Origin of the sequence: Microvirga lotononidis (assembly GCF_034627025.1) — a bacterium.
GTDB lineage: Bacteria > Pseudomonadota > Alphaproteobacteria > Rhizobiales > Beijerinckiaceae > Microvirga > Microvirga lotononidis.
In genome coordinates, this window is the sequence record NZ_CP141049.1 from 797,620 (window position 1) to 822,518 (window position 24,899).

The window sequence follows — 24,899 nt, forward strand, 5'->3', positions numbered from 1 at the left end:
TCGTCTCTCCTTATTTAGCGCCAAGCGAACGCCAGGCGGACAGCGTCGCTGACCAGGCCCCAGCGCGAGCGCGCCTTGATGAAGGCGGCCGTGGTCGCCTTTTCCTTCTCGATCTTCGGCGTGCCGTCGACGCGCATGAAGTTCTGCGCGGCCAGGGACATCAGCTGCGGGTAGGTCATGAAGAAATGGCGAGAATGGGTATGGAGCAGAACTGGCATGTCCTTGTATTTCATCAGGTCTTTGACGACAAAGGAGTTGTCCAGCATGGTCTTGTAGAGGGCGAGGTTCTCCTTGGTCATAGGGTCCCCACGGCTGTTGATCTGGAAGATCGCCTCGCCGGCGATGCGGCCGGAGGTCATGGCGAGGTTGGAGCCTTCGCGGTGCACGGCATTGTTGAGCTGCGCCGCGTCGCCGACAACGACCCAGCCGTCGCCGAAGAGCTGCGGGATCGCCTTGTAGCCGCCCTCGGGGATGAGATGGGCAGTATATTCCTTGACCTCCGAGCCGGCGATCAGCGGCCGGACCGACGGATGGCGCTTGAAGGCGTCGAGAAGCGCGTAGGGGCTCTCCGTTGTGGAGGCGAAATCGGAGACCAGGCAGCCGATGCCGAGCGAGATCGACTCCCTGTTGGTGTAGAGGAAGGCCAGTCCGGTCATGCCGCGCGAGATGGTGCCGGCGGCTTCGATCACGCAGCCTTCATTGCCTTTCAGGCCGAAGCGCTCTCCGATGACCTCTTCCGGCAGGAAATGCATCTCTTTGACTGCGAGCGCTACCGTTTCCGGCTTCGGCATCTCGCGCAGGCCCGCGCGGGTGCCCAAAAGGCCGTTGACGCCTTCGGCGAGCACGACGACGTCGGCGAAGATGACGTCGCCGGCGCGGTCGGTGCGCACGCCGATCACCTTGCCCTTGGTGTCGTGGGCGAGCTCGGTCACGGTGGTCTCACAGAGCACGGTCGCGCCGGCCTCGCGCACCTTGCGCGAGAACCATTTGTCGAACTGCGCGCGGATGATGGTGTAGCGGTTGGGCATGGCCTCGTTGAAGTCGTCCGACCGGTAGTGCATGCCGGTGTGGGAGGTGTCATCCATCATCCAGAAGCGCTGCTCGACGGCGTGGCGCTCCAGCGGGGCGTCCTCGCGAAAGTCCGGGATGATCTTCTCCAGCATATCAGCATACATGATGGCGCCCTGGACGTTCTTGGAGCCCGGATATTCGCCGCGCTCCAGCTGCAGCACCTTCATGCCGCGGCTCGCCATGGTGTAGGCGGCCGCATTGCCGGACATGCCGGCCCCGATGACGATTGCGTCGAATTTTTCCTCGATCATGGCCGTCTCCGTCAGCTGGCGAGCTTGTCGCGGTTGTGCGGCGAGAGCCGCCGCGTGAAGGCTTCCGTCAGCGCCGGCAGGAAGCGGATCGCATCGGTGACGATGCCGAGGTGGACGAAATCAAAAATCGGGGCGTTCGGGTCGGTGTTGATAGCGACGATCAAGTCCGCGCCCTCGACACCGACGCGATGCTGGATGGCTCCGGAGATCCCGGCGGCGATGTAGAGCTTCGGCCGGATCGTCTTGCCGGTCTGGCCGATCTGGCGGTCTGCCGGCATCCAGCCTTTCTGGACCAGCGGGCGCGAGCAGCCGTATTCGGCGCCAATGGCGGAAGCGAGATTCCTGACGAGCTGCAGGTTCTCCACCGCGCCGAGGCCGAGGCCGCCGGCCACGACGACGTTGGCATAGGCGAGATTGGCCTTGGCCGACTGGCTGTCGGGCAGGAATCCGAGGATCTTGGTGACGACCTCTTCCTCGGCCATGGCCAGCTTGTGCTGGATGACCCGGCCCACCGGCTTGTCCACCCGCTGCGGCATGGCCATGACCCTCGGTCGCACTGTGGCCATCTGCGGCCGGTAGTTGATCGTGTAGATCGTGCAGAGCAGTGAGCCGCCGAAGGTCGGCCGCGTCGCGGCGAGCGAGCCGTCGGCGTCGACGTCGAGCTCGGTGCAGTCGGCGGTGAGTCCGGTGAGAAGCGTGGTCGCGGTGGAACCGGCGAGGTCGCGGCCGAGGATGGTCGCCCCCAGAAGCAGGATCTCGGGCTTGTAGGTGTTGAGCAGGTCGGTCATCGCCCTGGTGAAGGGCTCGTTGCGGTAATGGGCGAGCAGCGGGTCCTCTATGATGTAGGCGAGGTCGGCGCCATAGGCGAAGGCCTCGGCGACCGCATGCCACGTCGCCTCGCCGGGCGGGCCGAGCACGACGCCAGCGAGCTCTACCCCGAGCTTGTCGGCGAGCTTGCGGCCTTCGCCGAGCAGTTCGAAGGAGACGGGATGGACCTGGCCGCGCTCCAGCTCGATGAAGACCCAGACGTGCCGGTAGTCCTTGAAATGCTCGGGCAGCTCCTTCTTCATGCCGGCACGGCCGGCGGCGGGGGGAGGGGTTTCTCGGTTCGCGGTCGACATCGTCTGCTCCTTGCCGTCACGCGGCGCCGTCGAAGGGGAGTTCGTGTTCCAGCGCCGGCTGGCGGGTTAAGATTGCGGCAATCAGCTCGTCAGCGAGATCGCGCAGCGTCTTATCGGTGGTGTCGATTTGCGCCGCCTTTTCCGCCCGCGCGGTAGGGGCGAAAACGCGCTTGACGACCGTCGGAGAGCCGCGCAGGCCGCATTTGGCGAGGTCCTCAATGCCGGCGTCGGCCGCACTCCACTTCACGATCTGGCTGCGCGCGGCGCGCAGAGCGTCGTCGAGCGAGCCGCGGCGGATCTCGTTGGTGCCTTCCAGCATGGTGATGAGGCAAGGGAGCCTGCTCTTCAGCATCTGCATGCCGCCTTCCGAGCGGCGCTCGACCGTGATCTCGCGCACATCGAGATCTATGGAGGCGATCTTCGCGACATAGGTGAGCTGCAGGAGGTCGAGGCGCTTGGCGATGCCGGGCCCGACCTGGGCGGTGTCGCCGTCGATCGTCTGCTTGCCAGTGAAGACGATGTCTGGCGTACCGAAGGTCTCGCCGACCTTTGTGATTGCCTGAGAGAGAGCGAAGGAGGTCGCCAGCGTGTCGGAGCCGGCAAAATAGCGGTCGGTCAAGAGCACCGCGCGGTCGGCGCCGTAAGTGAGCGCCTTGCGCAGCGCGTCCTCGGCCATGGGCGGACCCATCGTAAGCACGGTGACCTCGCCGCCATGGGCGTCGCGCAATCTGAGTGCTTCTTCGAGGGCGAACAGGTCGTAAGGGTTGATGATGGTCGGCACACCCTGGCGCATGATCGTGTTCGTCACCGGATGGACGCGTATCTGCGCGGAATCCGGCACTTGCTTGATACAGATTACGATGTGCATGGCGGTCTCTCTAGGCTCCTATCCGGATGCGGGCTTGGCGGTTCATCTCCTTCCTAGCATCATTTCCTTCCTAGCATCATTCGTGCCAACTGTTTTGCGTTCCCCTATGCCTTTGAAATGCGGTTGTTTTCTTCTGAAGGCGCCGTCGTGATAACCGGATTTGTCGGCTGCTCGACATTGTCGTGTCGCACTCATTCCTTCCCGAACAGCTTCAGGACAGAGTCGAACGGAACGAAGGTGCGGCCCGGCGTGGCGGGTTTGTCCGGATCGTGGTCTTTGAGCACTTTGAAGACCCGGTGCGTGAGCGGCGAGGAAGTCGCGAAGTCCTCGTAGGCACGTTCCAGCGTGGCGCACGCCCGCGCGGCGATCACCTGGTCGGGGAGATCGGAGAAATCCTCTTCGGCGAGGTATTGCCCCATGCGCTTCATGATATGGAGCCGTGACACATTGAGCACCTTCGGATCATAGGGGACGCCAAGGACTGCGAAGAACTCCTCCGCAGCCGACAGGCCCTCCAGCTGCGCGAGGATATCGGTGGCATCGATGTGACGGCTGTCAGCGGAACCACTGCTCATTGCATTCTCCCCTGGTGGGAAATGGTGGTCTCGGGTGCGTTCGCGGCAAGCTGACGCTGCAGCCGCGAAATCCGCAGTTCGAGGAATGAGAAGCGGTCGACCAGCGAGGCAATCGCATCGCCGACCGGGCCGGGCATTAGGTGATGGTCGAGATCGATCCGGCCATTAACGATGCGGCCGGGTATGCCGACCACGGTCAGGCCGGGCGGGACGTCCTCGATGAAAACTGCATTGGCGCCGACCCGGCAGCCGGCACCGACGCGGACGCCGCTATCGAGAGTCGGATGGCACTTGCCCGGCGCCCAGGACGTGCCGCCCAGCGTGATGCCGTGATAGAGGGTCACCTCGTCGCCGACCTCGCCGGTTTTGCCGATGACGAACTCGGTGCCGTGATGAATGAGGAAGCGCCGGACGATCGTCGCGCCCGGATGGATGTTGGCATTCATCACGAGGCCGGCCGCCCAGGACGGCAAGCGCGCCGGGAAGCGGAAGCCTCGCCGCCACAGACGATTAGCGAGCCGGTGACAGACGATGGCGTGGACGCCGGGAAAGGTGAGCACGATTTCGAGCGTGCTGCGCGCGGCCGGATCGCGCGCCTTCCCGCAGGCGATGTCCTCACGGAGCATGGCCATCAAGGATGGCGGAACGGCTTTTGCGCCGCGCCGCGCGGCTGCTATGCTGGAGGACGTGGTGGCGAGGATAAACGACATCGCCGGCCTCACCCGATTTCAAGGGTTGGGCCGGCAGCCTCGCTGCGCAGTCTGTCGTAGAGCTCGACCAGCTGAGTTGCGGTGATTGCCGATCTGGTCTCGGCCGCCTTGCGGCGGACGCGGGCGACCATCGCGGCTGCCAGATCTGGGTCGAGGTCGCGGCCGTTTTCGCTCAGCACATGGGCAATCGCGGTAGCGCCGGAATGCTTGCCGATGACGATGCGCCGGCAGCAGCCGACGAGCGCCGGATCGAGCCCCTGATAGGTGTGGAGATCCTTCAGCAGCCCCGCGACATGGATGCCGGATTCGTGGGTGAAATCATCGGCGCTGACGACCGGCTTGATGGCCGCTGTCGGCCGGCGAGCGGCCCGCGCCACCTGGGCGGCGAGGTCGGGCAATACGGTCAGGTCGATGCCGGTATCCGCGCCGTCGAGGACGGCCAGCGCGGCGGCCACCTCTTCCAGCGCGGCATTGCCGGCACGCTCGCCGAGCCCGCTGACGGTGACGGAGGCATGGCGCGCGGCGGCACGGATCGCCGCCAGCGTGTTGGCGGCGAGACCGAGGTCGTTGTGCGCATGAAATTCGAGGTCGGCGGGAGACTGGTCCGCGACCTGGGCGGCAAATTCGACGGTCGAAAAGGGGTCGAGAACACCGACCAAGCCGGCCAGCCTGACACGGCTTGCGCTGGCGCACGCAGCCGTCTCGATCACACTGGCGAGATGATCCCGGTCGGCCCGCGAGGCATCCCCGCAGCCCACCGTGACGAAGAGGCCGCGGGCGGCTGCGTGCCCGACCATGTGCTCGATGACCTGAAGCGCTCCCGCCCGATCAAGGCCGGGCTTGGCGGTGAGTAGGATGTCCGATGCAGGCAGTGACAGATTGACGGCGGCGATACCGCTCTCGATTGCTGCGTTGAGATCCTCCGACCTCATTCGACACCAAGCCTTGGTTGCGTAAAAACGCTGACGTGTCACTCGTTGAAGCAATTTTGTGTCGTGCAGGACTGGATTGGCCGAATACTTCTCGGTGCAGACGCATGAAATCGTACAAATAGTGCACCAAGATCGGGCCAGTTTGAGTTTTGATACAGCCAGGGCTGTGAGCCGAATCGGGAGACGCAGCGCGCCCGCGGCGCAAATTGCTTCGATCTCGTCGGCGCCCATGGCCGTCGTGAAGGCGGCGCCGGGTGCCTGTGCCCGGTCGCACAGGGTCGTATCGTTGAGAAAGACCGGACGTTTCATGAGCGGCGGTCGGCTCTTCTGCCCCTCAGGCCTAGACCGGATCGAAGCTCTTCGGCACTTCGTCCCCGGCCCTGAGGGGGGAAAGAGCACGCAGCTTCTCCACGATTCCGGGCATGACCTCGAGCACCCGGTCGACATCCTCCTCGCCGTTGTCGCGCGAAAAGGAAAAGCGGATTGCCCCATGTGCCGCGGTATAGGGGATATTCATCGCCCTCAGGACATGGCTCGGCTCCAGATCGACGCTGATCATCAATTTAAGCGCATCGCCGCAAGAGATGGCGCCGACCTCACCGACGGCATTGGCCGTTTCCAGAACGCCGGCATTCTTCGGGTTGAAGAAGTATTCCTTGACCTTGTCGCTATAGTCCCACATGGCCCTTCTCCCTGTCTCAGGCGATCAGCCGAAGGACTTGCCGCAGGCGCACTTCTCGCGCGCGTTGGGATTGTCGAAGACAAAGCCGGAGGATTCAAACCCCGTGACGAAGTCGACGGTCGTGCCGGCGACATGGGGTTGGGAGCCTACGTCGACGAACACCTTGACCCCGTCTGTCTCGATGACCGCGTCGCCCTCGCGCGAGATGCTTTCCAGGCCTAGCAGGTATTGGAAGCCGGCGCAGCCGCCGGCCCGGACCATGATGCGCAAGCCGTCGGCCGGCTCAGCGGCGCGGGAAAGCGCAGTCTTCACCGCGGCGACGGCGTTTTCGGTGAGCATGATCATGGGACGATTTCTCCTCACTCCGTGACGCACTTGCGGAGAACCATGCATGTCCCATGCCAAAGGAGAAACTCATGTCAAAACAACATAATGGCTCTAATGCTGCGATGTCGCCGGTCCGACATTGTCGACTATCGGACCACGCGGAGCGCGGTTGGATGACCCGTGAACTGCGCTGTTCCCGTGGAGCAATCCTGTCTGCAGCTCCTGTGAAAACGTCAGGCAACCGACACGGCCTGTCGGGTTTGTCGCGTCCGCAACACGGTGGTGTTCGGCCCGACTTCCTGCTGCACTCTCAAGCCATTGACCAGTATGCAGAAAAATATTTCTGAGGCGCTTTCTGCGCAGTTGGCACGCCTTTTGAAACTCCCCCGTCGGGGGCCGGAAAACTCCCCCGTCGGGGGCCGGAAAACTCCCCCGTCGGGGGCCGGAAGGAGCTGCCCACCTAGCTGTGCGAGAGCAACAGATGCGGATTGCGGAGCAATCCGGATAACGGCTGAGTTTTGCCATGTCGGAAACCTGATGACTTCTGAAATCGCAGGGAGATCGAAATGCTTCATAAAGCGGACGGAACTGAAGTATGGCCGCGGACCTCGACAAAGTTGCCGTATCTGTCGCTTGCCGGTGTCATTGAATCTTCGGAAGACTATGCCACAATTCGGCCAAGGCTGCGTCGGGCCTATGAGGGGCTTCCCGGCATCGCCTCCGATGATGCATTTCTGGTGCAGGAATTCGAGGATGGCGGCGGTTTGCTCTTCTGCGCCCACCCCGACAAGAACTGCGCCTTGCTGCTGCCAGGAAATTGATCGTGGCTTGGAGAAGCAAAAACCCTGTGCTGGTCTCGCAAACCTCGTCGACGTGACCGAGAACAGCCTGGATGGCATCGCCGACATGCGGGTGCTAGGACCGGTTGCTGGATATCCATCTTGGCATGCCAATCCGGGAAGAGCTGCCGAAATACGCGGGCTATGTTTCCGCCCGCAACATCATGCCCGATCACGACGCAGCCCTGGCCGACAGCGTCGATCTGTCCTGGCTGAGGGAATATGGCGAGCAACTGATCGATTACGATCCGCACCGCCTCAATCCGGGCAGTCCGGTCCGACGCCGGGAAATCCTCGGCCGGTACCATGTACGGCCCGAACCCTTTGCAGAGGCCAATACGGTGGCCAATGCCATTCTCGGTCATTTCGAGAAATCCATGGGCATTGCTTTGGTCCAGTAGGCAGTAGCCTCGCCTCTGACACCGCATTGGCGCTTAGATAGGGAGAACATCGATGATCAGATATCAGACAGAACATTTGATCCTTACTTCTATGCGACCCGAGCACGAAAAGGAATCATTCAAATTGCATATCGACCTGGATGTGCTCGCGTACTTTCAAGAGGGCGACCCAGGCTGGCAGGAGCACATCAGCGCAGCCCTGCGCAGGGCCGCCGGCAAGTCCAATGACTGAAGCCCGTGCAGCCGCAGAGGCTGAGGTGCTGGAGCACCGCGGCTATCAGATCCGACTCAGCCCAACTGGCCTGGAATGGATGGCCTTCGTGGCACAGCCCAAACAGCGCCCGACCTTGATCATGGCTCCCGATCGCGATGCTGCCACCGCCAAGGCCTACGAGTGGATTGATCGACAGCTTGCATCTGACAAGACACCAGTATGAGCTACAGCCTGATCCAGCTGGCGCCCGGCGCCTATGACCTCCTCCTGAATGGAGAGGTTGTGGGGAGTGTCGTGCGCAGCAGCTCATTCCAGCCTTACACTTGGACAGCGGAACTGCTTGAGGATTTACCTCCGGCTCGGAGGCCTGCACCCTTCACTGAGATCGAACATATCTTCGCCTCGTTGAAGGAACTCTGTGATTGGCTCGGTAATGTACAGATGGAAACCGGACGGGACGCTGATCCGCATTCGCAGATAGTTCAGTAGTGGATCCGCATCTTAGCTTGAGTTTGGCCATTTCTGACGGGTGATTTGCGAGCGCGGGAGCGGCGAAGCGAACAACGCGGTAGGTTGGTGTGTCCCCGCCAAGAGAGACGCCGCCATGCTGCACCTGCCCGCCCGCTTCGCCGCGATCATGTTAGCCTTTGCCCGGCTCTTTCGCCACCGGACCTGGTGCCATGCCGAGATCCTGCTCCTCGGGGCCATCCTGGCGCCCGGCAAGCGCACGGTGACCAGCCTCCTGCGCATCGCCGGCCTCAGCCGCGAGCGGCACTTCGGCAACGACCATCGCGTTCTCAGTCGGGCCCGCGGGAGCGGACGCGACGCTGCCCGGCTGCTGTTGGGCCTGCTGATCCACGCCTTTGTCCCGACCGGTCCGGTGATCCTCGGCCTGGATGACACCATTGAGCGCCGCCGCGGCAAGCGAATTGCAGCCAAAGGCATCGACCGCGATCCGGTGCGCTCATCGGATGCCCACTTCGTCAAGGCCTCAGGCCTGCGCTGGACTTGCTTCGCGGAAGATACTGCTGGCGAGTTCGTCACGCTGGGGTCGGAGCCATCATGAGCTTGGTAAATGCGGATTGACGGGTTTGCGCAAGTGGTGTGCCACCCATCCAAGCACCAATGCGGACGAGGTTCATGGCAGCTGCCGTCAGCACGTGTTGCAGATGCGGTTTGGCGAGACCGATATAGCGCGAGCGCTGAAGATGCAGGACCCGGACGCCCGCCGAAATCGTTCCTTCGATGCCGGCGCGCTGTCGATACTCTTTTGAGAAGGCGAGTTGCTCCTCGCGCTGGCGAGCCGCCTCCAGCGTCTCGTGTTCCTCGCGTGGTCGTAGCGTGAGCAGGCGCCGCCCGCTTCGGGTACACTGTGTCTTCAAGGGACAGGATCGACACTCTGTTGTCGAGAAGCGAACTTTCAGTGCGGTCCGTCTCTGGTGATCATCAGGACCCCAACTCCTGCTCTCGTGCCCGGCCGGACAGATTGCCACTTCCCGATCCCAATCGAGGAGGAAGTCCTGCACCGTGAAGCCCTCGCCTGACCGGACCTGCCCCTGATCATCCTTGGGAGCCGGCCCTAACAGGGTGATGCCTTTCTGCCGGCTGGCGACCAGTTGGTCGGCTGCGACATCCCCGGCATCGACAAGGTGAGTGGCCGGCAGCAGACCCTTGGCTTCGAGCGCCGCATGGATGTCATCGAGAGCATCACAATCAACGATGGGCGCCGGCGTGGTCTCCCCATGCGTGATGAGATGCGGTTCGCCCTCGTCACACGCCTCGGTCAGATGCACCTTGTAGCCGATCCAGATCGTTGATTGCTTCCTGGCGTAGTGCACCTCCGGATCGTAGGGCGAGGCGACCATCAGCAAGGAGGGTGGAAACCCCTCCTGGTCCGTCCGCCACCGTATCAGAGGCAGAGCCTCAGGTCGCGCGGGTGGAGCTTCACTGAGCAGGCAGAAGTTCTGAAGCCAGACCTGCCGCAGCACCGCAACCGCCGGGATGTGTCGCAGCCATGTCGCTGCGCCAGGAGCCATGATGGCCGCAAGCCATTGATGACCATCGCGGCCGATCTGCTCGGCATGGGCTTGCCGCTTCTGGTTCGGGCCCACGGCCGAGAAGTCCTGCTCCAGCAGGTTGGGAGCGACCGGGAAGGCCTGATGGCTGTCGGTGGTGCGCTTGAACCGGCGCTTCTGTCGGCCTTTCAGCCCGTTCTCGCGCATCAGCCGGGCAGTCCGGCGCCGACCCACCGTCAGGCCTTCGTCCGGCAACTTGCGGGTCAGGCGCGGACTGCCATAGGTCCCATGGGAGCGGGCCAAGGCCGAGCGGACATGGGCCAGCAGCACCAGATCCTCGCGCTGGCGCGGACTGGCCGGACGGGAGCGCCAGGCGAAGGAGCCGCTCTGGCTGCCCCCGAGAACCTGGCACAGACGGGTGACGGAGAAGTCCGCTTTCGCCGCAGCGATGAGCCGGAACGTCATCGCCTTCCCTCCTTGGCGACACAAGCGGTGGCCCCCGCTTCAGGATCTCCCTCTCCTGACGCAGGATCTCGGTCTCGCGCCGCAGCCGCTTCAGCTCGGCCGCCATGGCCTCCTGGCGCTCGTCGGGCGGATGGTCGATCTCGCGCTCGCGGCGGCGATCGATCCAGTGGCGCAGGGTCGACAGGCCGATCCCGAGATCCGCGGCAATCGCCCGTCGGCTGCGGCCACTGGTCAGGGCGAGCCGAACGGCCTCATCCTGAAACTCTTTCGTAAAGCGTGTCTGGGGCATGGAGATCCTCCTGCTTCAGGAGAGGCTCTCCATTCTTTCGAAGCAATACCATGCTGGATCTCGCCCAGAAGTGTGGCGTCCGGTTGCGCCAGAGCTATCGGCGGGTGGCCAAGCACGCCGCGATCAGGATTGGACGCTATCTTCATGCGCATCAGTTCAAGCGCGCTACCCGCGAGCTGCGCTTCCTGCGGTTCAGGCTCGGTCGGGTAATCCGGGACGTACGCCGCAAGATCACAGGCGATGCGGCTCTGGAGGAGCGGTTTGGTCCGCTGCTCGCCTTGGCGGTGAGGGTCCGGCAGCAGACCCAGCGTCAGCGCGGGCCCAAGGTCTACGCCCTGCATGCACCCGAGGTGGAGTGCATCGGCAAGGGTAAGGCCCGCACACCGTATGAGTTTGGCTGCAAGGTGAGCATCGCCACTCCGGTCACGAAGCCCAAGGGTGGCCAGTTCGTGCTGCATGCCCGGGCGTTGCACGGCAACCCGTATGACGGTCACACGCTCGCAGCCGCGGTGGCCGATGTCGCCGTAATGACCGGAGTTGCGGTCCAGCGCACCCATGTGGACAAGGGCTATCGCGGCCACAACCATCCGAACCGGTTCCAGGTTTATCCTCCGGTCAGATCAGGCGCACGACCGCCGCCCTCAGACGCGAGATGAAGCGGCGGGCGGCGATCGAGCCGGTGATCGGGCACCTGAAAGCCGAGCACCGCATGGGCCGCAATCATCTGAAAGGCCGCGAGGGCGACCGCATCAATGCCGTCCTGGCGGCCGTCGGGTATAACTTCTCGCTCCTGCTACGGTGGTTGGCGGCGCTTTTGTGGCCTCTCGCCCTGATGCTGGTCGGCGATGATCCATTGCGCCAACGCGCATGACTCACGCTATCAAACATTCTTCACGGACGACTATATCAGTTGCTTCTGCCCTTACGCCTTCACGACTCTTCTCGGCTTGGCCTCGTTCTTTGCCGGCATTGCCGAGTTATCCACATCAATATTGCTTGTTTGTTCCCGACGGAAAAGGGGTGCGCCATATCTCTGTCGAGAAGCAGGGCACGGGCCTAAAAGCCTGTCCGGACGATCGGCAGCCGCGCAAGGTGGGTGTCGATCGCCTCCACCGCAGGACCGGGCAAGGGCAAATGCCTCTTCTCGCCCCCCCACTGCGTCAGAAAGCGCTCAACCGTCTCCTGTGCGACAGCCAGCGCCGGGCGGACGGGCAGGCCTGCCTTGTCCGCTAGGTACGAGAGCTCCTCGCGCGTAAAGCCGTCGAACCGCTTGGTCCTAGCGAACTTCAGCGCAAAGCTGTAGTCCTCCAGGTAGGGGATCGTCGAGACCAGGTCGTAGGCCGGCGCAAGCAGCGGCGTGCGCCGGTCCGGGTAGATCAGCGACCAGTTTTTCAGGTGCATGTCGGCATTGCCGATCAGCACGCTGAACACCACGCGCCGGATGAACTCCGCGACGCTGTCGCTGCCGCTCTCGATCCCGAGCACGTGCGCGAGACGGCGCAGCGTCGCCTTCTTGTACTTGTCCTCCGGATAGACACCGAACACCTGCGCGAAGTCCTCAATGTGAACGGGCCCGTCCGCCGTCCGGTCGAACCGCTTTATCGCAAAGGCCTGCCCTTTGAGCACGCCGATGCCATCCGGCAGCCCGTTGATCGAATCCACGTCGAGCAGCTGGATTTCCGGGACGTCAATACCGACCGCCCGGGCCAAGCTCATCATGGCATATTCATTCTCCGGCACTCCTTCAAAGCGGGTCGAAGGCAGCTTCACGATCCACTCGCCACCCACGCCCTGCGCGGGGACTACGAGACCGCCATTCTTGCCGCTGTTTTTGACGGCCGAAAATTTGAGCTGCACGCCGGCAAGGGAAAAGCGCAGCGCATTCTCACGGTCGCGCTTGACTGTTTTTGCAGGGGCGCTGTCCGCCTCCGGCGGCCAAGCCTCCCCGTCGGCCGGCACAATGGTCAGGGCGCCAGGTAGGTCGCGTCCCAGCACCCACAGCAGGAAAAACTCGCGCTCGACATGCACGCCCGCGCGCTCGGCGAGATAGTCCCGCAACGTGCCTTCGGGCAGCAGATTGGCAAAGAAGGGCGCCACACGCCGCTGTGTTGCGGGCAGATCGGTGATCAGCCCGCCAAACTCGTCTTTGAAAGACAGGCTCAGAGTGGGCCGGTCATTGCTCTCGATATAGCTGTCACTGAACGCGAAAATCGTGCGGTCGCCGCCCACATGAGTGAGCGTGCCGATCGTCTCGCCATAGAGCTGGACATAGAGAATGGAGACATCAGGCATCATCGTCCTCCTCATCCAGGGCATAGGCCGGTCGGACGGCCGGTTTTACAGCCGCGGGACTATGCGCAATGTGATTGCGCACGCTTCTAAGGGCCTGCGCCGCACTCCTGATCGCGCTCTGCAGGCCCGGGTCCTGCAGCTGGCGCGCGAGAGCCTCGTAGTTCTTAGTGTGAATCGGCAGATGCTGCAGGGGCTTGAGCTGCTCGACCGCCTTCTGCACGCGGGCAATCTCCTCCCGTGGGATCGTGACCTTCTGCAGAAGGTTGGCGGCATCGGCCAGCCGCTCCGCGTCCGGCAGAAGGTGCAAGCGAGAGAGCTCGCCCGACGCCTCGGCAATGCGTCTCAGATTGTTATGCAGACGCGCCTGCTGCTCGGCTTCCGCCGAGGGCGCGGTCGTCCTGACGACGCTGTCGACGGCGGGAAGGGCCTTGCGCGGGACCAGCCTTACATCCAGATCGAGGACGCGCGCGAGTTCGATCAGGCTGGAAAGCTGCAGATCGACCGCCCCGCTCTCGATCTTCGAGATATGGCTCTGCGGCAGGCCGACCAGCCCGCCCAAGGTGGCCTGGCTCAGTCCTTTATTTGCGCGGGCATCCTTCAGAGCCCTTGCGATTTCACCGACAGCTGGCATAATATGCTTTCACATATGGCATTAGAATCGTTATATATTTAAACATATCATCTTTGATCGAGCCTGTCAATTAGATATATGCCATAACATATATAGCGCTCTGGATATACGCTATAGCATATGAAGCATTCGGGATGTCAGGCTGTGGCCGTGCCCGGGACAGGGTCCTCCGACTTAGAAGGCCAGTGCCAGCCGCGGTCCGGCTTCAGCCTCTTCCAGGAGATGGCTTCTCTATTCGGCCGGGTTCAGTCAAGCGCTTAAGATCTGTTTGGCTCCATAACATGGCTGCCCCGCGGGCTCTCGCTTCTCTCCGGAATCAGCGCAATGGCTCTTCCACTATGGGGTCAGACGAATGAAGCGGAACGATCTGAACAGCGTCCTTTGTGCCTGAGGCGCAAGGAACATACCCTGATGCGGACTCGCTTCATTCATCGTCCCGCGAGGGACAGCTCTCCGCCACGGGGCGGAACCTTGTCTTTCCGTCCGGCTCGGACGGTCTTCGTCGGCCAGACGCACCTACATCGCCTGAGCCTCCCGCGTCCACCGGAACTCAGTGCCATCACACCAGATTCGATGCAGAATGGTCGCCAGCCGGCGGGCGAGCGCGATGACCGCCTTTCCCCGCCCGCGCCGCTGGGCCACCTTCATGGCCCAGGCCTTCAGCCAGGACCAGCGGCTGGCTCGGGTCAGGATGATCTGAGCCGCTTCAAACAGCAGCGTTCGCAGCATGGCATCGCCGCACAACGAGATCCGGCCCACCCGGCGGCTTTCCCCTGACTGATCCAGGACAGGTGTCAGCCCCAAGGCAGGACCCACCGCCTTGGAGCGCCGGAACCGAGCTGGCGTGTCGATCGTCGCCACAAAAGCCAGGGACACCACCGGCCCCACTCCCGGAACCGTCATCAGGCGCCGGCATACCTCATCATGGCGGACCAGGGCGAGCAGCTTCCGGTGCAGGGTGGCAAAGTGCTCGCGCAACTCGCGACGGGCCTGCAGCAGCGGTTGGATGACCTCGATCAGATCGGGCATGCTCTCGAGGAGCTCATGGATGCGCACCTCGAACCGCACCGTTCCGACGGCCCCAACTTTGAGCCCGAAGTTGCGCAACAGACCGCGGATGTCGTTCTCGACCGCAAGGGCTTTCTCCTGCAGGAGCTTGCGGGCGGTGAGCAGAGCCCGGCGCTTCTGACTTGAGAGTGTTTTGACGTGAACCGGTCGGAACAGGTTGACCCGCATCATCTGGGCGATGCCGCGGGCATCATTGCGGTCGCTCTTGTTGATCTGCGCCTTCAGGAAGGCTTTGGCGTGGCGCGTCTCGATGCACACGACAGGAAGTCCGGCTGAGGCAAGCCCCTCGAAGAGCCATTGCGAGAGAGGACCTGCCTCAAGACCAACCCGCTCGAGGCGCCAGGCGGAGTCTTGCAGAAGCTGCAGCAGGTCCTCGGGATGAGAGACGACCTTGATCTCACGGCAGATCTTCCCCGTCTCGTCAACGATGCACACCGACGTCTCTTTGACCGAGACATCCAAACCCGCATAGTGTTTCATGCTGCGCGTCTCCCACTGAGGCCTGAGGCCGCTCCGAACGATCCTCGTTGTACCATTAGCCTGCAGTGCAGCACCTCACCGGGAATCGAGGGCTCCGGCGGCAGGCCGAATACCCCATCTGAATCTTCTTCAGGTTGACCTTTCGCTCGAGCAGCAGCATCAAAGCAAAGAAATGACGCAGGTCATAGGGGCGGTATTTCACCTGCTCGACCATGAAGTAGCCCCCGAATAGACCGACCGGACACGATCTCCCACCTCGTTAAGAGATAGGAGTAGTGTTAGGCCTATGACTGGTTCTTCCTCGAAGTTAGAGGTCCTCGACGGACCGCAACACCGGCGCCGCTGGACGGCCGCCGAGAAGCTGGCCATCGTCCAGGAGACCTACGAGCCGGATGCCACGGACGCCCTTCTGTTTGTCAAGCGGTGATCCGAGCCTGGTTGATCTCCTTTTGCCGCTGGCTGATTAGGGTGAACACCTCGCGCGCGATGTAGCGCTTCAGGCACCGGATCGCCTCAAGCTTGGAGTGGCCTTCAGCGACGCGTTTAGCCATGTAGGCCTTGGTTCGCGGATCGGTCCGAAGCCTCCCGATCGCAATGATGTGCAGAGCACTGTTGGCGGCTCGATCACCACCCCGGTTGAGACGGTGGCGCGTCGTCTTGCCGGACGAGGCTGGGACCGGGCTGACACCGCAGAGTGCGGCAAAGCCGGCCTCGGAATGCAAGCGCTCCGGATTGTCCCCCGCTGTCAGGAGCAACTGGGCCGCCCCTGCGTGACCAATCGAGTTCCGGGCCACGAGGTTGGGGGCAAGTTCATCGACAATGGCACCGATCATAACGTCCAAGTCGGCAATCTCATCGTGCAGTTCGACATAGCGGCGGCCGAGCGACTTGAGGCTGATCCTATAGGCGGAATCCACATTGCGGTAGTCAGTCAGGTCAGGCCGCCATGCCGCCAAGGTCCTGACCAGCTGCATGCGGGTCATCTGGCGCAGCGCCTCCCGCAACCCGTCCGGCGCGCAGACGATGGTGTTCTGGATCATCTGCAACGCGATGCGCCGCGCCACCACTGCTGTCTTTCGACACGCCTTGAGAACGCGCAAGGATTCGATCATGCCATCCCGGCTTCTGGGCGTGACGGTGCGCTTGCCGGCAAAGGCGGCATGCGCGGCGTTCTGAGCGTCGAGATCATCGTTCTTGCCCCGCTTGCGCCGGTCCGGTTTATCCGGAGCCGTGACCTCCAGAACTTCGACACCGGCATTCTGCATGGAGCGCAGCAACCCGGCGCCATAGGTGCCTGAGGCCTCAATGCCAACGCACCGGAGCTGTCCGAAGGAGCGCATCCAGGCGAGCATCTGCCGATATCCCTGTCGGGTTGTCGCAAAGCACTGGGTCCCGAGAACACGGTCGTGTTCGTCGACAACAGCGGCGACGTGAAGATCTTTGTGCGTGTCGACCCCGCCGACAACGGGATGTAAGACAACGTCCTGACCAACTTCCATACCGGCTCTCCTGGTTCGACCGTGGATCGACGGTTCACCACGACCGCATGCCTGGACAGGACAGTAATGCGACAGGATGTCAGGCCCTTCTTGGGTCACATGCACCGGTGAGGCAAACCTCACCGCAAGGCTCCCGGGCGGCCGACAGGTCCGAGGAAAGACACGGGTTGTGGTCGATCAGCGTGTGGGTCAGGCCACACCGGCGCCTTGCGATACCAGTGATGTTAGCCGGTCTATCGCCGTGAGGGTCAGGCCGCCCAGGAACACTGGCCTAAGCATACTTACTGTCAGCCTGGTCGCCCGCCGGCATGGCGTGGCCCCCAACCAGCTGTTCCGCTGGCGCAAGCTCGCCGCCCATGGTGCCCTCACGGCCACCAGTGCTCAGGAGGAGGTGGTCGCCGCCTCCGAGTACCGCGCCCTGCAGAACCAAGCCCGTGAGCTGCAGCGGCTCTTGGGCAAGAACACGCTCGAGGCTGAGATCCTCACGGAGGCGCTGGAGGTCGCCACGGGGCCAAAAAAGCAGCTGTCGCGCTCGCTGTCGTGGCCCAAAGGCGGTTCGCGATGAGCGCTGTCTGCTCTGTCCTTGAAGTCGCCCGCTCCACCATCGCCGAGCAGATTGCAGGCCGGCCACCAGAGCCGGAGGAGGAACTCGTCACGGCCATCAAGGCGATCATCTGTGTCGCATGTTCGACATCGGCGGGCGTCGGACATAGCCGAACGCGGTTGAATGACGCGCGAATTGCGCGTCCCCGCGGAGGATCCTGTCCGCCACTCCTTGGATAAACGTCGGGTCCCCGACACCGACTGTCGGGTTTGTCAGGTCCGGGCCCCGGTGCTGTGCGGCCTGACGTCCTGCCGCACTCTCATCCAAGCCCTTGAATAATCTGCACAACATTTCTTCTGAGGCGCTTGCGGCGCCGTTGGCACGCCTTTTGCAACTTCCTCGTCGTACGGCGGCAGGAGCTGCCGACCGGATCTTGAGGCTTGAGAGCGGTGAGACGATCGATGCCGCGTCCGTCGGGGAGGTTTGCATGAAAGCCAAGTTTATCGCGGGGCTCGTCGTCCTGCAATTCGGTGCTGCGCCGGCAATCGGTGCCGCTCCGCCGCAGGAACCAAGCGCGCCGGTTGCGAGTGCGCGCGAGATTGTGGCGGGCGTAAAGATTCCCTATCAGAGCTTCACCCTCGCCAACGGGCTGCGCGTCCTCGTCCACACCGATCGCAAGGCGCCGGTGGTCGCCGTGTCGGTCTGGTACAATATTTTGGTTCCAAGCACGAGCCCAAGGGCAAGTCCGGCTTCGCGCACCTGTTCCAGCATCTGATGTTCACCGGCTCGGAAAATGCCGGCGACTTTTTCTTCAAGCGGATGCCGCAGGTCGGCGCTACTAACATGAACAGCATGATCTGGTACGGCACGTTCTCGTACGACTACACCAACTACTATGAGACAGTCCCAACCGGCGCGCTCGAAATGACGCTCTATCTCGAGTCCGACCGGATGGGACACCTTCTTGGCGCGATCACGCAGGCCAAGCTCGATAACCAGCGCGGCGTCGTCCAGAATGTAAAGCGCCAGCGCGACAATCAGCCATACGGCCTCGTCCAATATGCCCAAGCCGCAGCCCTGTTCCCGGCCGATCATCCTTACGGTCATCCGCCGATCGGGTCGATGGCCGATCTCGATGCCGCCAGCCTGGACGACGTGCATGGCTGGTTCCGCCAGCACTATGGGCCCAACAATGCGGTCCTTGCCCTTGCCGGCGATATCGACCTTGCGACCGCAAAGCCGCTGGTCGAGAGATATTTCGGGTCCATCAAGCGCGGACCCGACAGCAGCCCGATCGCAGTCGCCATCCCAACCTTACCCGCGCGCAAGGACGAGACGCTGCAGGATCGGGTGGCGATGACGCGGCTCTACCGCACTTGGGTGGTGCCGGGGCTCAACGACCCTGATGCGGTGCCGCTTGCGATCGGCGCATCGGTGCTCAGTGGCCTTGCCAGCTCCAGGCTCGACAACACGCTGGTGCGCGACGAGAAGCTCGCGGTCAGCGTTTCGGCCGGCTTGCAGACGTTTGCTCAAGTGAGCCTGTTCGAGGTGAGCGCCGACGTCAAGCCTGGCGTCGATCCAGCGGTGGTTGCGAGACGTCTCGACGCAATCATCGCCGATCTGATTGCTGAAGGCCCGACTGCTGGTGAAGTTGATCGTGTTGCGATCCAGAATGCCGCCGACACGATCAAGTCGCTCGAATCCGTCAGCAGCAAGGCAGGAACACTGGCCGAAGGGCTGCTCTATTTAAACGATCCTGATCACTATGCCCAAGATCTCGATGCGTACGCCGCGGCCACGCCCGCGACGGTCAAGGCAGCGTTGGGCAAATGGCTGTCCCGCCCGGCCTATGCCCTGACTGTGACGCCAGGGGCGCGCCCGGCCGATCGCGATGCGCAGGCCGTCACGAAGGCGAGCAAGCCGGCTTCGGCCGTTTCAGGGGTCCGAACAAAAGCTGTTCCTGCTGACACGATAAGGTAGAACGGATCGGCAACTGTTTTGGCGCGGGTTGAGGCCCGCCCGGTCTGTGTGAGGCAGAATGATATTCGCACAAATAGGGTACCCGATTGTTGGTTGTACCTAGTTCAGTTCGCCGAACCTACTTTAACAGCGAGACGTTTCTCGCTGGCGACTCTCAGAGGAGCAATACATGTTTCCATCAATTGTCACGCGTAAGCGGGGCAGATTACTTTCAATTACCCACATCTCCGGAGCGAGCGCCGCTTCAGCTTGCACGACATGGCTCGGGCGTGATTCCTTGTCGGGCACCCGTTCGGAAGGAGGGGTGCCATGGATCCGATGCTCGAAGGTACCTCGTGGCTCGATGAGGAACTCGCCGGGTCGACCTTTGCCGATGCACGGCTGGGCCAGCGGTTGCGGCGGCTCCTGGAGCAGCTTGGCGGGGCAATGGGAGCAAGCCTGCCGCTGGCCTGCCAGGACTGGGCCGCCACCAAAGCCGCGTATCGCTTCTTCGACAACGATCGCGTCAGCGAGGCTGAGATCCTGGCCGGCCACTTCGCGGCAACCGCCAGCCGCGTGGCCGCGACTGAGGGGCCGCTCCTCATCCTCCACGACACCACTGAGTTCGTCTATCACCGGGTCCGGCCCGAGCCAATCGGCCTGACCGGGCAATATCCCTGCCGCAACACCAGTTACGATCGCCGCCCGTTCTATACCGTCTGCGGTCTTCTGATGCACTCAAGCCTCGGTGTCACGCCGGACGGGTTGCCGCTGGGACTGTGCGCGATCCAGTTCTGGACCCGCGCCAGCTTCAAGGGCACGAGCACCCTCAAGCGGCATATCAACCCGACGCGGGTGTCGATCGAGCAGAAAGAGAGCCTCCGTTGGCCCGAGAACATGCGCCAGGCATCCGGACTTGCTGCCGATCCGGCGCGGTGCATCCACATCGGCGATCGCGAGGGCGACATCTATGAGCTGTTCGTCACGGCGCACGAACTCGGCACACACTTTCTCGTGCGCAGCAGCGTCGACCGGCGGGCGGATGACGGCACCCGGACGATCATCGCAGCCATGGACGAGGTGCCAGGTCAAGGCGAGCACCGGATCGCGGTGCGGGACGATAAGGGCAAGAGCAGCCGGGCCCACCTTACCATCAAGTACCAGCGCCTTCATGTGTTGCCGCCCCTCGCCAAGCAGAAGCGCTATCCCGCTCTCGAACTCACCGTGATCTGTGCTGATGAGCGAGGGACGCCCGAGAACCGCCCGCCGATCCACTGGCGCCTCATTACCGATCTGCCCATCACGTGCGTCGGTGAGGCGGTCGAGAAGATCGGCTGGTACGCTCTGCGCTGGAAGATCGAGCTGTTCCATAAAATCCTGAAATCGGGCTGCCGCGCTGAGGAGGCTGTAGGCGCAGAGTTAAAATGTCCCACCGTAGCAAACTAGGAATGTCACACTCCCCTGAACCGACGGGCATGGGAGTGTGGCATGGGCTGGGTGGAGATGAGCGAACGGGAGCTTCGTCGTGCTGAGGTGCTGGCATCGGTGTTGGCCGGCCGTCTGACGATGTCCGCAGCGGCCGGCCTCATGGGGATCACCCGGCGCCAGGCGCATCGACTGGCCCGGCAGTTTGCCGAGCATGGTGCGGCTGGCTTACGTCACCGGGCGCGTGGACGACCCTCCAATCGGGGGCTGGGGCCGCATGTGCGCCAGATGGCGATTGCGTACGTCACGGAGAACTACCGGGACTTTGGACCGACCCTGGCAAGCCAGATGCTTCTGGAACGCCACGCCCTGAGCGTCTCGCGCGAGACACTGCGCACATGGATGCGGCAGGAAGGGCTCTGGCTGTCGCGCAAGCAGCGGCGTCAGCTGCATCAGCCGCGTCTGCGCCGCGATCACTTTGGCGAGTTGGTGCAGATCGACGGCAGTGAGCACCGCTGGTTCGAGGATCGCGGCCCGCGATGCACGTTGATCGTCTTCATCGATGATGCGACCAGCCGGTTGGTGGCGCTGCGGTTCGTCCCATCCGAGAGCGCCTTGGCGTATTTTGAGACGCTCAAGAGCTATCTCACCAGCCACGGGCGGCCCCTCGCCTTCTATTCCGACAAACACTCGATCTTTCGCGTATCGAAGGCGCAGGCGCAGGGTGGTCAAGGCCTGACCCAGTTCGGGCGTGCACTGAGTGAGCTGGGGATCGAGATTCTGTGCGCGAACTCGAGCCAGGCGAAGGGGCGGGTGGAGCGAGTGAACCGCACGCTGCAGGATCGGTTGGTGAAGGAACTCCGGCTGGAGGGGATCGCGACGCTTGAGGCGGCGAACGCCTACCTTCCAGCCTTCGTGGCGCGCTTCAATGAGCGGTTTGCGATCGCTCCCGCGCGGTCGGAGGATTGGCATCGTCCGCTGGAGCGCACCTCAGCCCAACTCGACACGATCCTGGCCTGGCGTGAGCAGCGCTATGTCACGCAACACCTGGCGCTCTCCTACGACCGCAAGCGCATCATTCTGGACGAGACGCCGCTGAGCGTGGGATTGGCCGGCAAATACGTTGAGACTTACGAGTTCCCTGACGGGCGGCTCGAGGTCCGCTGGCAAGGCATCGCTCTGCCTTATCGCATGTTCGACAAAGACCAGCGGGTCACTCAGGCGGCGATCGTCGAGAACAAGCGGCTGTCAGAAGTCCTTAGCTGGGTGAAAGCTCGTCAGGATGAACTCAGGCCTGTGCGCCCCAAGACGAACAGCGAAGCGGGCGGCTACGTCTCCCGTCCAAAAGGGCGCCGCGGCCGGATGTCCTTCACCGACCGGTACATCGCAGCCAAGAACGCCCATGCCGCCGCCTCTGCCGGAACTGCTGCGATCGGTGAGGTCTCCGCAGCCCCGGCAGAGGCTCCGTAGAGCCCTGTGACATTTCTACTTTGCCAAAACCTGAGACATTTCAATCTGGTTGCAACAGCCGCGCTGAGGAGGCGAAACTCCGGTCGGCCGAGCGGCTGGTCAATCTGCTGGCGCTGTTCTGCATCCTGGCATGGCGGGTGTTCTGGCTGACGATGCTCAATCAGACGGCACCCACGGCATCCCCACGCCTGGTCTTCACCCCGCTCGAGATCCGCCTGCTCGATCAGCTGGCCAAGGACAAGGCGTCGTCACCGGCGCCAACGCTGTCCCACTATCTGACCAAGATCGCCCGGCTTGGTGGCTATCTCGCGCGCGCCAAAGATCCGCCGCCCGGCAACATGGTCCTATGGCGCGGCCTCTCGCGCCTCACCGACATCGAACTCGGCGCCTCCCTCGGCATGAGGCTTGTGGGTAATTGAAAGGTTTGCGCAAAGAGAGCGAAGGCACGCTTGCACCTCCAATCTATCATCTTACCCATAGGAATTATTGTGACCAACGGGAGCACTATGACTAACGCCGTCACTATGACCAACGCCGTCATCGAAAATATCCTGAGCCGCAGCACAGCCAAGTACTATGACCCTGCCGCTAGCCTGAGCGACGACCAAATCCGCGAGTTGGTGCGCATCGGCACGACCGCGCCGACATCTTTCCATTTGCAGAACTGGCGCTTCATCGCCGTACGCTCGGCTGAAGCCAAGGCTCATCTCCGCCCGATCGCCTGGAATCAGCCGGCGATCACTGAAGCCGCCGTTACCTTCATCATCATCGGCCAGTTGGCCGATGCCAGTACTGTTCCCGAGCGCCTGGCGCCGGTCGTGGAAGCCGGAATCATGCCGGCGCACCTAGTGCCGGAATGAGAGATGCCCGCGCGCGGGCTGTATGACGATCAGCCCCAGCGGCAGCGCGACGAGGCGGTGCGGTCCGCGACCTTCGGCGCTGCGGCGATCATCTATGCGGCCCGCTCGCTGGGCCTCGGGTCGACGCCGATGATCGGCTTCGACGCTGACGCGGCGCACCGCAAGTTTGGCTTGGCCGACGATGAAGTGCCAGTAATGCTATTGACCGTCGGGCCCGAGCGAGCTGGCAACTGGCCGCAGAAGCCGCGCATGCCAGTGGCCGATGTGCTCGACTTCGCATGATGCTCAATCAACTAAAAAACTAATGGAGACCACAATGGAAAAAACTGCTGTGACGCTCGACCAGGTGCCGGCTGATTCGAAGCCGACCCTCGATGCATTTACCAAGAACATTGGGTTCACCCCCAATATGATGGCAGTCTTTGCGCAGAGCCCGATCGCCTTCAACGCGTGGTCCTCGCTGCTCGGCGCCCTGAGCAAAGCGCTCGATGTGAAGACGCGCGACAGCATCGGACTCGCCGTATCCGAAGTGAACGGTTGCAACTACTGCCTGGCGGTTCACAGCTTTACGGCTCAACATATGGCCAAGATGTCGGCCGATGACATCATTCTCGCCCGGAAGGCACATGCCAGCGATCCGAAGCGGGACGCCGCCCTCCAGTTTGCGCGCAAGGTCACCGAGACCCGGGGGCAGGTCAGTGACGCCGATGTAAAAGCCGTCCGCGACATAGGCTACACGGATGCGAACATCATCGAGATCGTCACGCTGGTTGCGATGTACTCCCTGACGAACTTCTTCAACAACGTGCTAGTTGTCTGGATGCGAGACCTCCTTGGCGTCAGCAACGACCTGGAGGGCGGGCGGCAACGCGTCTGAATCGGGTGGCTTGTAGCGCCGGTTGGCCAGCTTGGGCTCAGCAACCAGGCGGCTGTGCACGACCTCATCTGGTGTTCGCCCCTTGAGCACGCGCTGACGTCTCCGGTTGTAGGCTTGGTTGAAGCCCTTGAGCAGCGTCTCCAGATCCCGGTGGCTGTCGATGGTAATGCCCAGCACCTCGCGCTGAACGCGGCCGTTGAAGCGCTCCACGAGACCGTTGGTTTGCGGCGTGTACGGCTTGGTCGTGCGATGCTCCACCTTCAGCTTCCGGCAGGCGTCCTCGAAGCCATCGGCGGTGAAGCACGAGCCGCGATCGGTCAGCACGTGTGTGATCTTGAACGGGAAGGCGCGCACCGCCTCGGTCAGGAAAGCGACCGCGCTGGTGGTCAGCTCGTCGTCTTTGACCGCCAGGTGCACCCAGCGCGAGCAGCGGTCGATGGCGACATAGAGAAAGCGCTTGCGGCTCTCGCCATTGGCGGTCCGCAGCTTCGGCAGGTGTTTGATGTCCATGTGGATGAAGCCGAGATCGTAGTCCTTGAACGTGCCGCTCTTGCGCTTGCGCTGCTGCGCCGGCGGCAGGCGGCCCAGACCTTCCGCCTTGAGGATGCGGTAGACGGCATCGCGGTTGAGATGCGGCAGGAAGTGCGTGACGATAAAGGTCAGGTCATCGAGCGGAAAGCCAGTGGCCTGGCGCAGGGCACAGACGATCGCCCGCTCCTCGTCCGTGGCCTTCCACGGCAGCTTGTGCGGCCGGCTGGAGTGGTCCTGGCAGTCCTGCGCCCCACGTTTGCGCCATTTGCGGATGGTCTCGGTGCTGACGCTGAAGCGCTGCGCCAGCACGCCGGTGGGCTCGCGCGAGCGGGCGATCTCCTGGCGAACAGCTGGGGTGGTGCGGGCTTGCGGATGAAGGGAGTGCATCAGATCCTCCACCAAGGACGCGGCGGCCGCCGCGAGCCATCGAAGCGCCAAGTATAGTTCTCAATCGCCCAACGCACCTGATCCCAACAACGTTCCGCCACCAAACAGCTAGGGCT

The 24,899-nt window shown here is 62.9% G+C and carries 24 protein-coding genes and 8 pseudogenes; 16 read left to right on the forward strand and 16 right to left on the reverse strand.

Translation table 11 applies throughout. The annotated features are described in order from the left end of the window. Positions 1 to 14: 14 nt before the first annotated feature. From U0023_RS27425 to U0023_RS27465, 8 genes and pseudogenes are all read right to left on the reverse strand, one after another. Positions 15 to 1,322 (reverse strand): FAD-dependent oxidoreductase, encoded by a 1,308-nt coding sequence (locus U0023_RS27425; RefSeq protein WP_009488304.1) that lies wholly within the window; start codon positions 1,320 to 1,322, stop codon positions 15 to 17. 11 nt (positions 1,323 to 1,333) lie between these two features. Then, the gene (locus U0023_RS27430) at positions 1,334 to 2,443 is read right to left on the reverse strand and encodes an electron transfer flavoprotein subunit alpha/FixB family protein (protein WP_009488306.1); all 1,110 of its coding nucleotides are present in this window, start codon (positions 2,441 to 2,443) and stop codon (positions 1,334 to 1,336) included. Positions 2,444 to 2,459: 16 nt separating this feature from the next. Beyond that, entirely contained in the window at positions 2,460 to 3,311 is an 852-nt protein-coding gene (locus U0023_RS27435; RefSeq protein ID WP_009488308.1) for an electron transfer flavoprotein subunit beta/FixA family protein, read from the reverse strand. 191 nt (positions 3,312 to 3,502) lie between these two features. Further along, positions 3,503 to 3,886, reverse strand: a complete 384-nt coding sequence (gene nifW / locus U0023_RS27440) for a nitrogenase stabilizing/protective protein NifW (protein WP_009488310.1) — start codon at positions 3,884 to 3,886, stop codon at positions 3,503 to 3,505. Then, positions 3,883 to 4,596: a serine O-acetyltransferase gene (locus tag U0023_RS27445; protein WP_009488312.1), complete on the reverse strand. Its 714-nt coding sequence runs from the start codon at positions 4,594 to 4,596 to the stop codon at positions 3,883 to 3,885. The genes nifW and U0023_RS27445 overlap by 4 nt, the downstream gene beginning before the upstream one ends. 8 nt (positions 4,597 to 4,604) lie before the next feature. Then, positions 4,605 to 5,975 carry a homocitrate synthase/isopropylmalate synthase family protein gene (locus U0023_RS27450; protein WP_407667428.1) on the reverse strand — a complete coding sequence of 457 codons (1,371 nt, stop codon included), beginning with the start codon at positions 5,973 to 5,975 and terminating at the stop codon, positions 4,605 to 4,607. Next, positions 5,869 to 6,156: pseudogene (locus U0023_RS27455) on the reverse strand (iron-sulfur cluster assembly scaffold protein); the annotation flags it as partial. The gene U0023_RS27450 and the pseudogene U0023_RS27455, both read right to left, overlap by 107 nt. A gap of 78 nt (positions 6,157 to 6,234) precedes the next feature. Continuing rightward, the gene (locus tag U0023_RS27465) at positions 6,235 to 6,555 is read right to left on the reverse strand and encodes an iron-sulfur cluster assembly accessory protein (protein WP_009488318.1); all 321 of its coding nucleotides are present in this window, start codon (positions 6,553 to 6,555) and stop codon (positions 6,235 to 6,237) included. A 155-nt stretch (positions 6,556 to 6,710) separates the two neighbouring features. Here U0023_RS27465 and U0023_RS27470 point away from each other — a divergent pair, with 155 nt between their 5' ends. The 7 genes from U0023_RS27470 (at position 6,711) to U0023_RS27500 (ending at position 9,057) form a co-directional block, all read left to right on the forward strand. Further along, on the forward strand, positions 6,711 to 6,884 hold the full coding sequence (locus U0023_RS27470; RefSeq protein WP_154660855.1) for a hypothetical protein: 174 nt from the start codon (positions 6,711 to 6,713) through the stop codon (positions 6,882 to 6,884). 219 nt (positions 6,885 to 7,103) lie between these two features. After that, a complete protein-coding gene (locus tag U0023_RS27475; RefSeq protein ID WP_009488320.1) occupies positions 7,104 to 7,358 on the forward strand; it encodes a hypothetical protein in 255 nt (84 codons plus the stop codon). A gap of 125 nt (positions 7,359 to 7,483) precedes the next feature. Continuing rightward, positions 7,484 to 7,777 (forward strand): hypothetical protein, encoded by a 294-nt coding sequence (locus U0023_RS27480; protein WP_009488322.1) that lies wholly within the window; start codon positions 7,484 to 7,486, stop codon positions 7,775 to 7,777. Between the two features lie 52 nt (positions 7,778 to 7,829). Continuing rightward, positions 7,830 to 8,009 (forward strand): BrnA antitoxin family protein, encoded by a 180-nt coding sequence (locus tag U0023_RS35695; protein ID WP_009488324.1) that lies wholly within the window; start codon positions 7,830 to 7,832, stop codon positions 8,007 to 8,009. Continuing rightward, positions 8,002 to 8,214, forward strand: a complete 213-nt coding sequence (locus tag U0023_RS27490) for a hypothetical protein (protein WP_009488326.1) — start codon at positions 8,002 to 8,004, stop codon at positions 8,212 to 8,214. Before U0023_RS35695 ends, U0023_RS27490 begins: the two co-directional genes overlap by 8 nt. Further along, complete coding sequence (locus U0023_RS27495; protein WP_009488328.1) at positions 8,211 to 8,480, forward strand: hypothetical protein; 270 nt, start codon at positions 8,211 to 8,213, stop codon at positions 8,478 to 8,480. Before U0023_RS27490 ends, U0023_RS27495 begins: the two co-directional genes overlap by 4 nt. Positions 8,481 to 8,595: 115 nt before the next feature. Beyond that, positions 8,596 to 9,057, forward strand: a complete 462-nt coding sequence (locus tag U0023_RS27500; RefSeq protein ID WP_009488330.1) for a transposase — start codon at positions 8,596 to 8,598, stop codon at positions 9,055 to 9,057. Here the strand turns inward: U0023_RS27500 and U0023_RS27505 are convergent. Then, a pseudogene (locus U0023_RS27505) lies at positions 9,032 to 10,087 on the reverse strand (transposase); the annotation flags it as partial. The gene U0023_RS27500 and the pseudogene U0023_RS27505 sit on opposite strands and share 26 nt — an antisense overlap. Next, positions 10,084 to 10,760, reverse strand: a pseudogene (locus U0023_RS27510) (IS3 family transposase); the annotation flags it as partial. The pseudogenes U0023_RS27510 and U0023_RS27505, both read right to left, overlap by 4 nt. A gap of 50 nt (positions 10,761 to 10,810) precedes the next feature. Between U0023_RS27510 and U0023_RS27515 the strand changes: the two are divergent. Beyond that, positions 10,811 to 11,631: pseudogene (locus U0023_RS27515) on the forward strand (IS5/IS1182 family transposase); the annotation flags it as partial. Between the two features lie 185 nt (positions 11,632 to 11,816). Here U0023_RS27515 and U0023_RS27520 read toward each other — a convergent pair. The 4 genes from U0023_RS27520 to U0023_RS27535 form a co-directional block, all read right to left on the reverse strand. Continuing rightward, entirely contained in the window at positions 11,817 to 13,052 is a 1,236-nt protein-coding gene (locus U0023_RS27520; RefSeq protein ID WP_009488338.1) for a type II toxin-antitoxin system HipA family toxin, read from the reverse strand. Next, a complete protein-coding gene (locus tag U0023_RS27525) occupies positions 13,045 to 13,683 on the reverse strand; it encodes a helix-turn-helix domain-containing protein (protein ID WP_009488340.1) in 639 nt (212 codons plus the stop codon). Before U0023_RS27525 ends, U0023_RS27520 begins: the two co-directional genes overlap by 8 nt. 516 nt (positions 13,684 to 14,199) lie before the next feature. Continuing rightward, a complete protein-coding gene (locus U0023_RS27530; protein ID WP_009488342.1) occupies positions 14,200 to 15,231 on the reverse strand; it encodes an IS110 family RNA-guided transposase in 1,032 nt (343 codons plus the stop codon). Positions 15,232 to 15,286: 55 nt separating this feature from the next. Then, complete coding sequence (locus U0023_RS27535; protein WP_009488344.1) at positions 15,287 to 15,445, reverse strand: site-specific integrase; 159 nt, start codon at positions 15,443 to 15,445, stop codon at positions 15,287 to 15,289. A 72-nt stretch (positions 15,446 to 15,517) separates the two neighbouring features. Here U0023_RS27535 and U0023_RS27540 point away from each other — a divergent pair. After that, a pseudogene (locus tag U0023_RS27540) lies at positions 15,518 to 15,643 on the forward strand (IS3 family transposase); the annotation flags it as partial. 4 nt (positions 15,644 to 15,647) lie between these two features. Here the strand turns inward: U0023_RS27540 and U0023_RS27545 are convergent. Continuing rightward, positions 15,648 to 16,730 (reverse strand): IS110 family RNA-guided transposase, encoded by a 1,083-nt coding sequence (locus tag U0023_RS27545; RefSeq protein WP_009488349.1) that lies wholly within the window; start codon positions 16,728 to 16,730, stop codon positions 15,648 to 15,650. A gap of 283 nt (positions 16,731 to 17,013) precedes the next feature. Between U0023_RS27545 and U0023_RS27550 the strand changes: the two are divergent. The 7 genes and pseudogenes from U0023_RS27550 to U0023_RS27580 all read left to right on the forward strand — a co-directional run. Next, a pseudogene (locus tag U0023_RS27550) lies at positions 17,014 to 17,498 on the forward strand (transposase); the annotation flags it as partial. A gap of 263 nt (positions 17,499 to 17,761) precedes the next feature. Beyond that, a pseudogene (locus U0023_RS27555) lies at positions 17,762 to 19,233 on the forward strand (M16 family metallopeptidase); the annotation flags it as partial. A 330-nt stretch (positions 19,234 to 19,563) separates the two neighbouring features. After that, positions 19,564 to 20,679, forward strand: coding sequence for an IS4 family transposase (locus tag U0023_RS27560; protein WP_322883801.1), 1,116 nt, complete (start codon positions 19,564 to 19,566; stop codon positions 20,677 to 20,679). 42 nt (positions 20,680 to 20,721) lie between these two features. Beyond that, positions 20,722 to 22,128, forward strand: coding sequence for an ISNCY family transposase (locus tag U0023_RS27565; protein WP_009488361.1), 1,407 nt, complete (start codon positions 20,722 to 20,724; stop codon positions 22,126 to 22,128). A 20-nt stretch (positions 22,129 to 22,148) separates the two neighbouring features. Then, positions 22,149 to 22,547: an IS4 family transposase gene (locus tag U0023_RS27570; RefSeq protein WP_009488363.1), complete on the forward strand. Its 399-nt coding sequence runs from the start codon at positions 22,149 to 22,151 to the stop codon at positions 22,545 to 22,547. Positions 22,548 to 22,634: 87 nt separating this feature from the next. After that, positions 22,635 to 23,270 (forward strand): annotated as a pseudogene (locus tag U0023_RS27575) (nitroreductase family protein). Positions 23,271 to 23,304: 34 nt separating this feature from the next. Beyond that, positions 23,305 to 23,865, forward strand: coding sequence for a carboxymuconolactone decarboxylase family protein (locus U0023_RS27580; protein WP_009488369.1), 561 nt, complete (start codon positions 23,305 to 23,307; stop codon positions 23,863 to 23,865). Here U0023_RS27580 and U0023_RS27585 read toward each other — a convergent pair. Then, a complete protein-coding gene (locus U0023_RS27585; protein WP_009488371.1) occupies positions 23,797 to 24,783 on the reverse strand; it encodes an IS481 family transposase in 987 nt (328 codons plus the stop codon). The two genes, U0023_RS27580 and U0023_RS27585, sit on opposite strands and share 69 nt — an antisense overlap. Between the last annotated feature and the right edge of the window lie 116 nt (positions 24,784 to 24,899).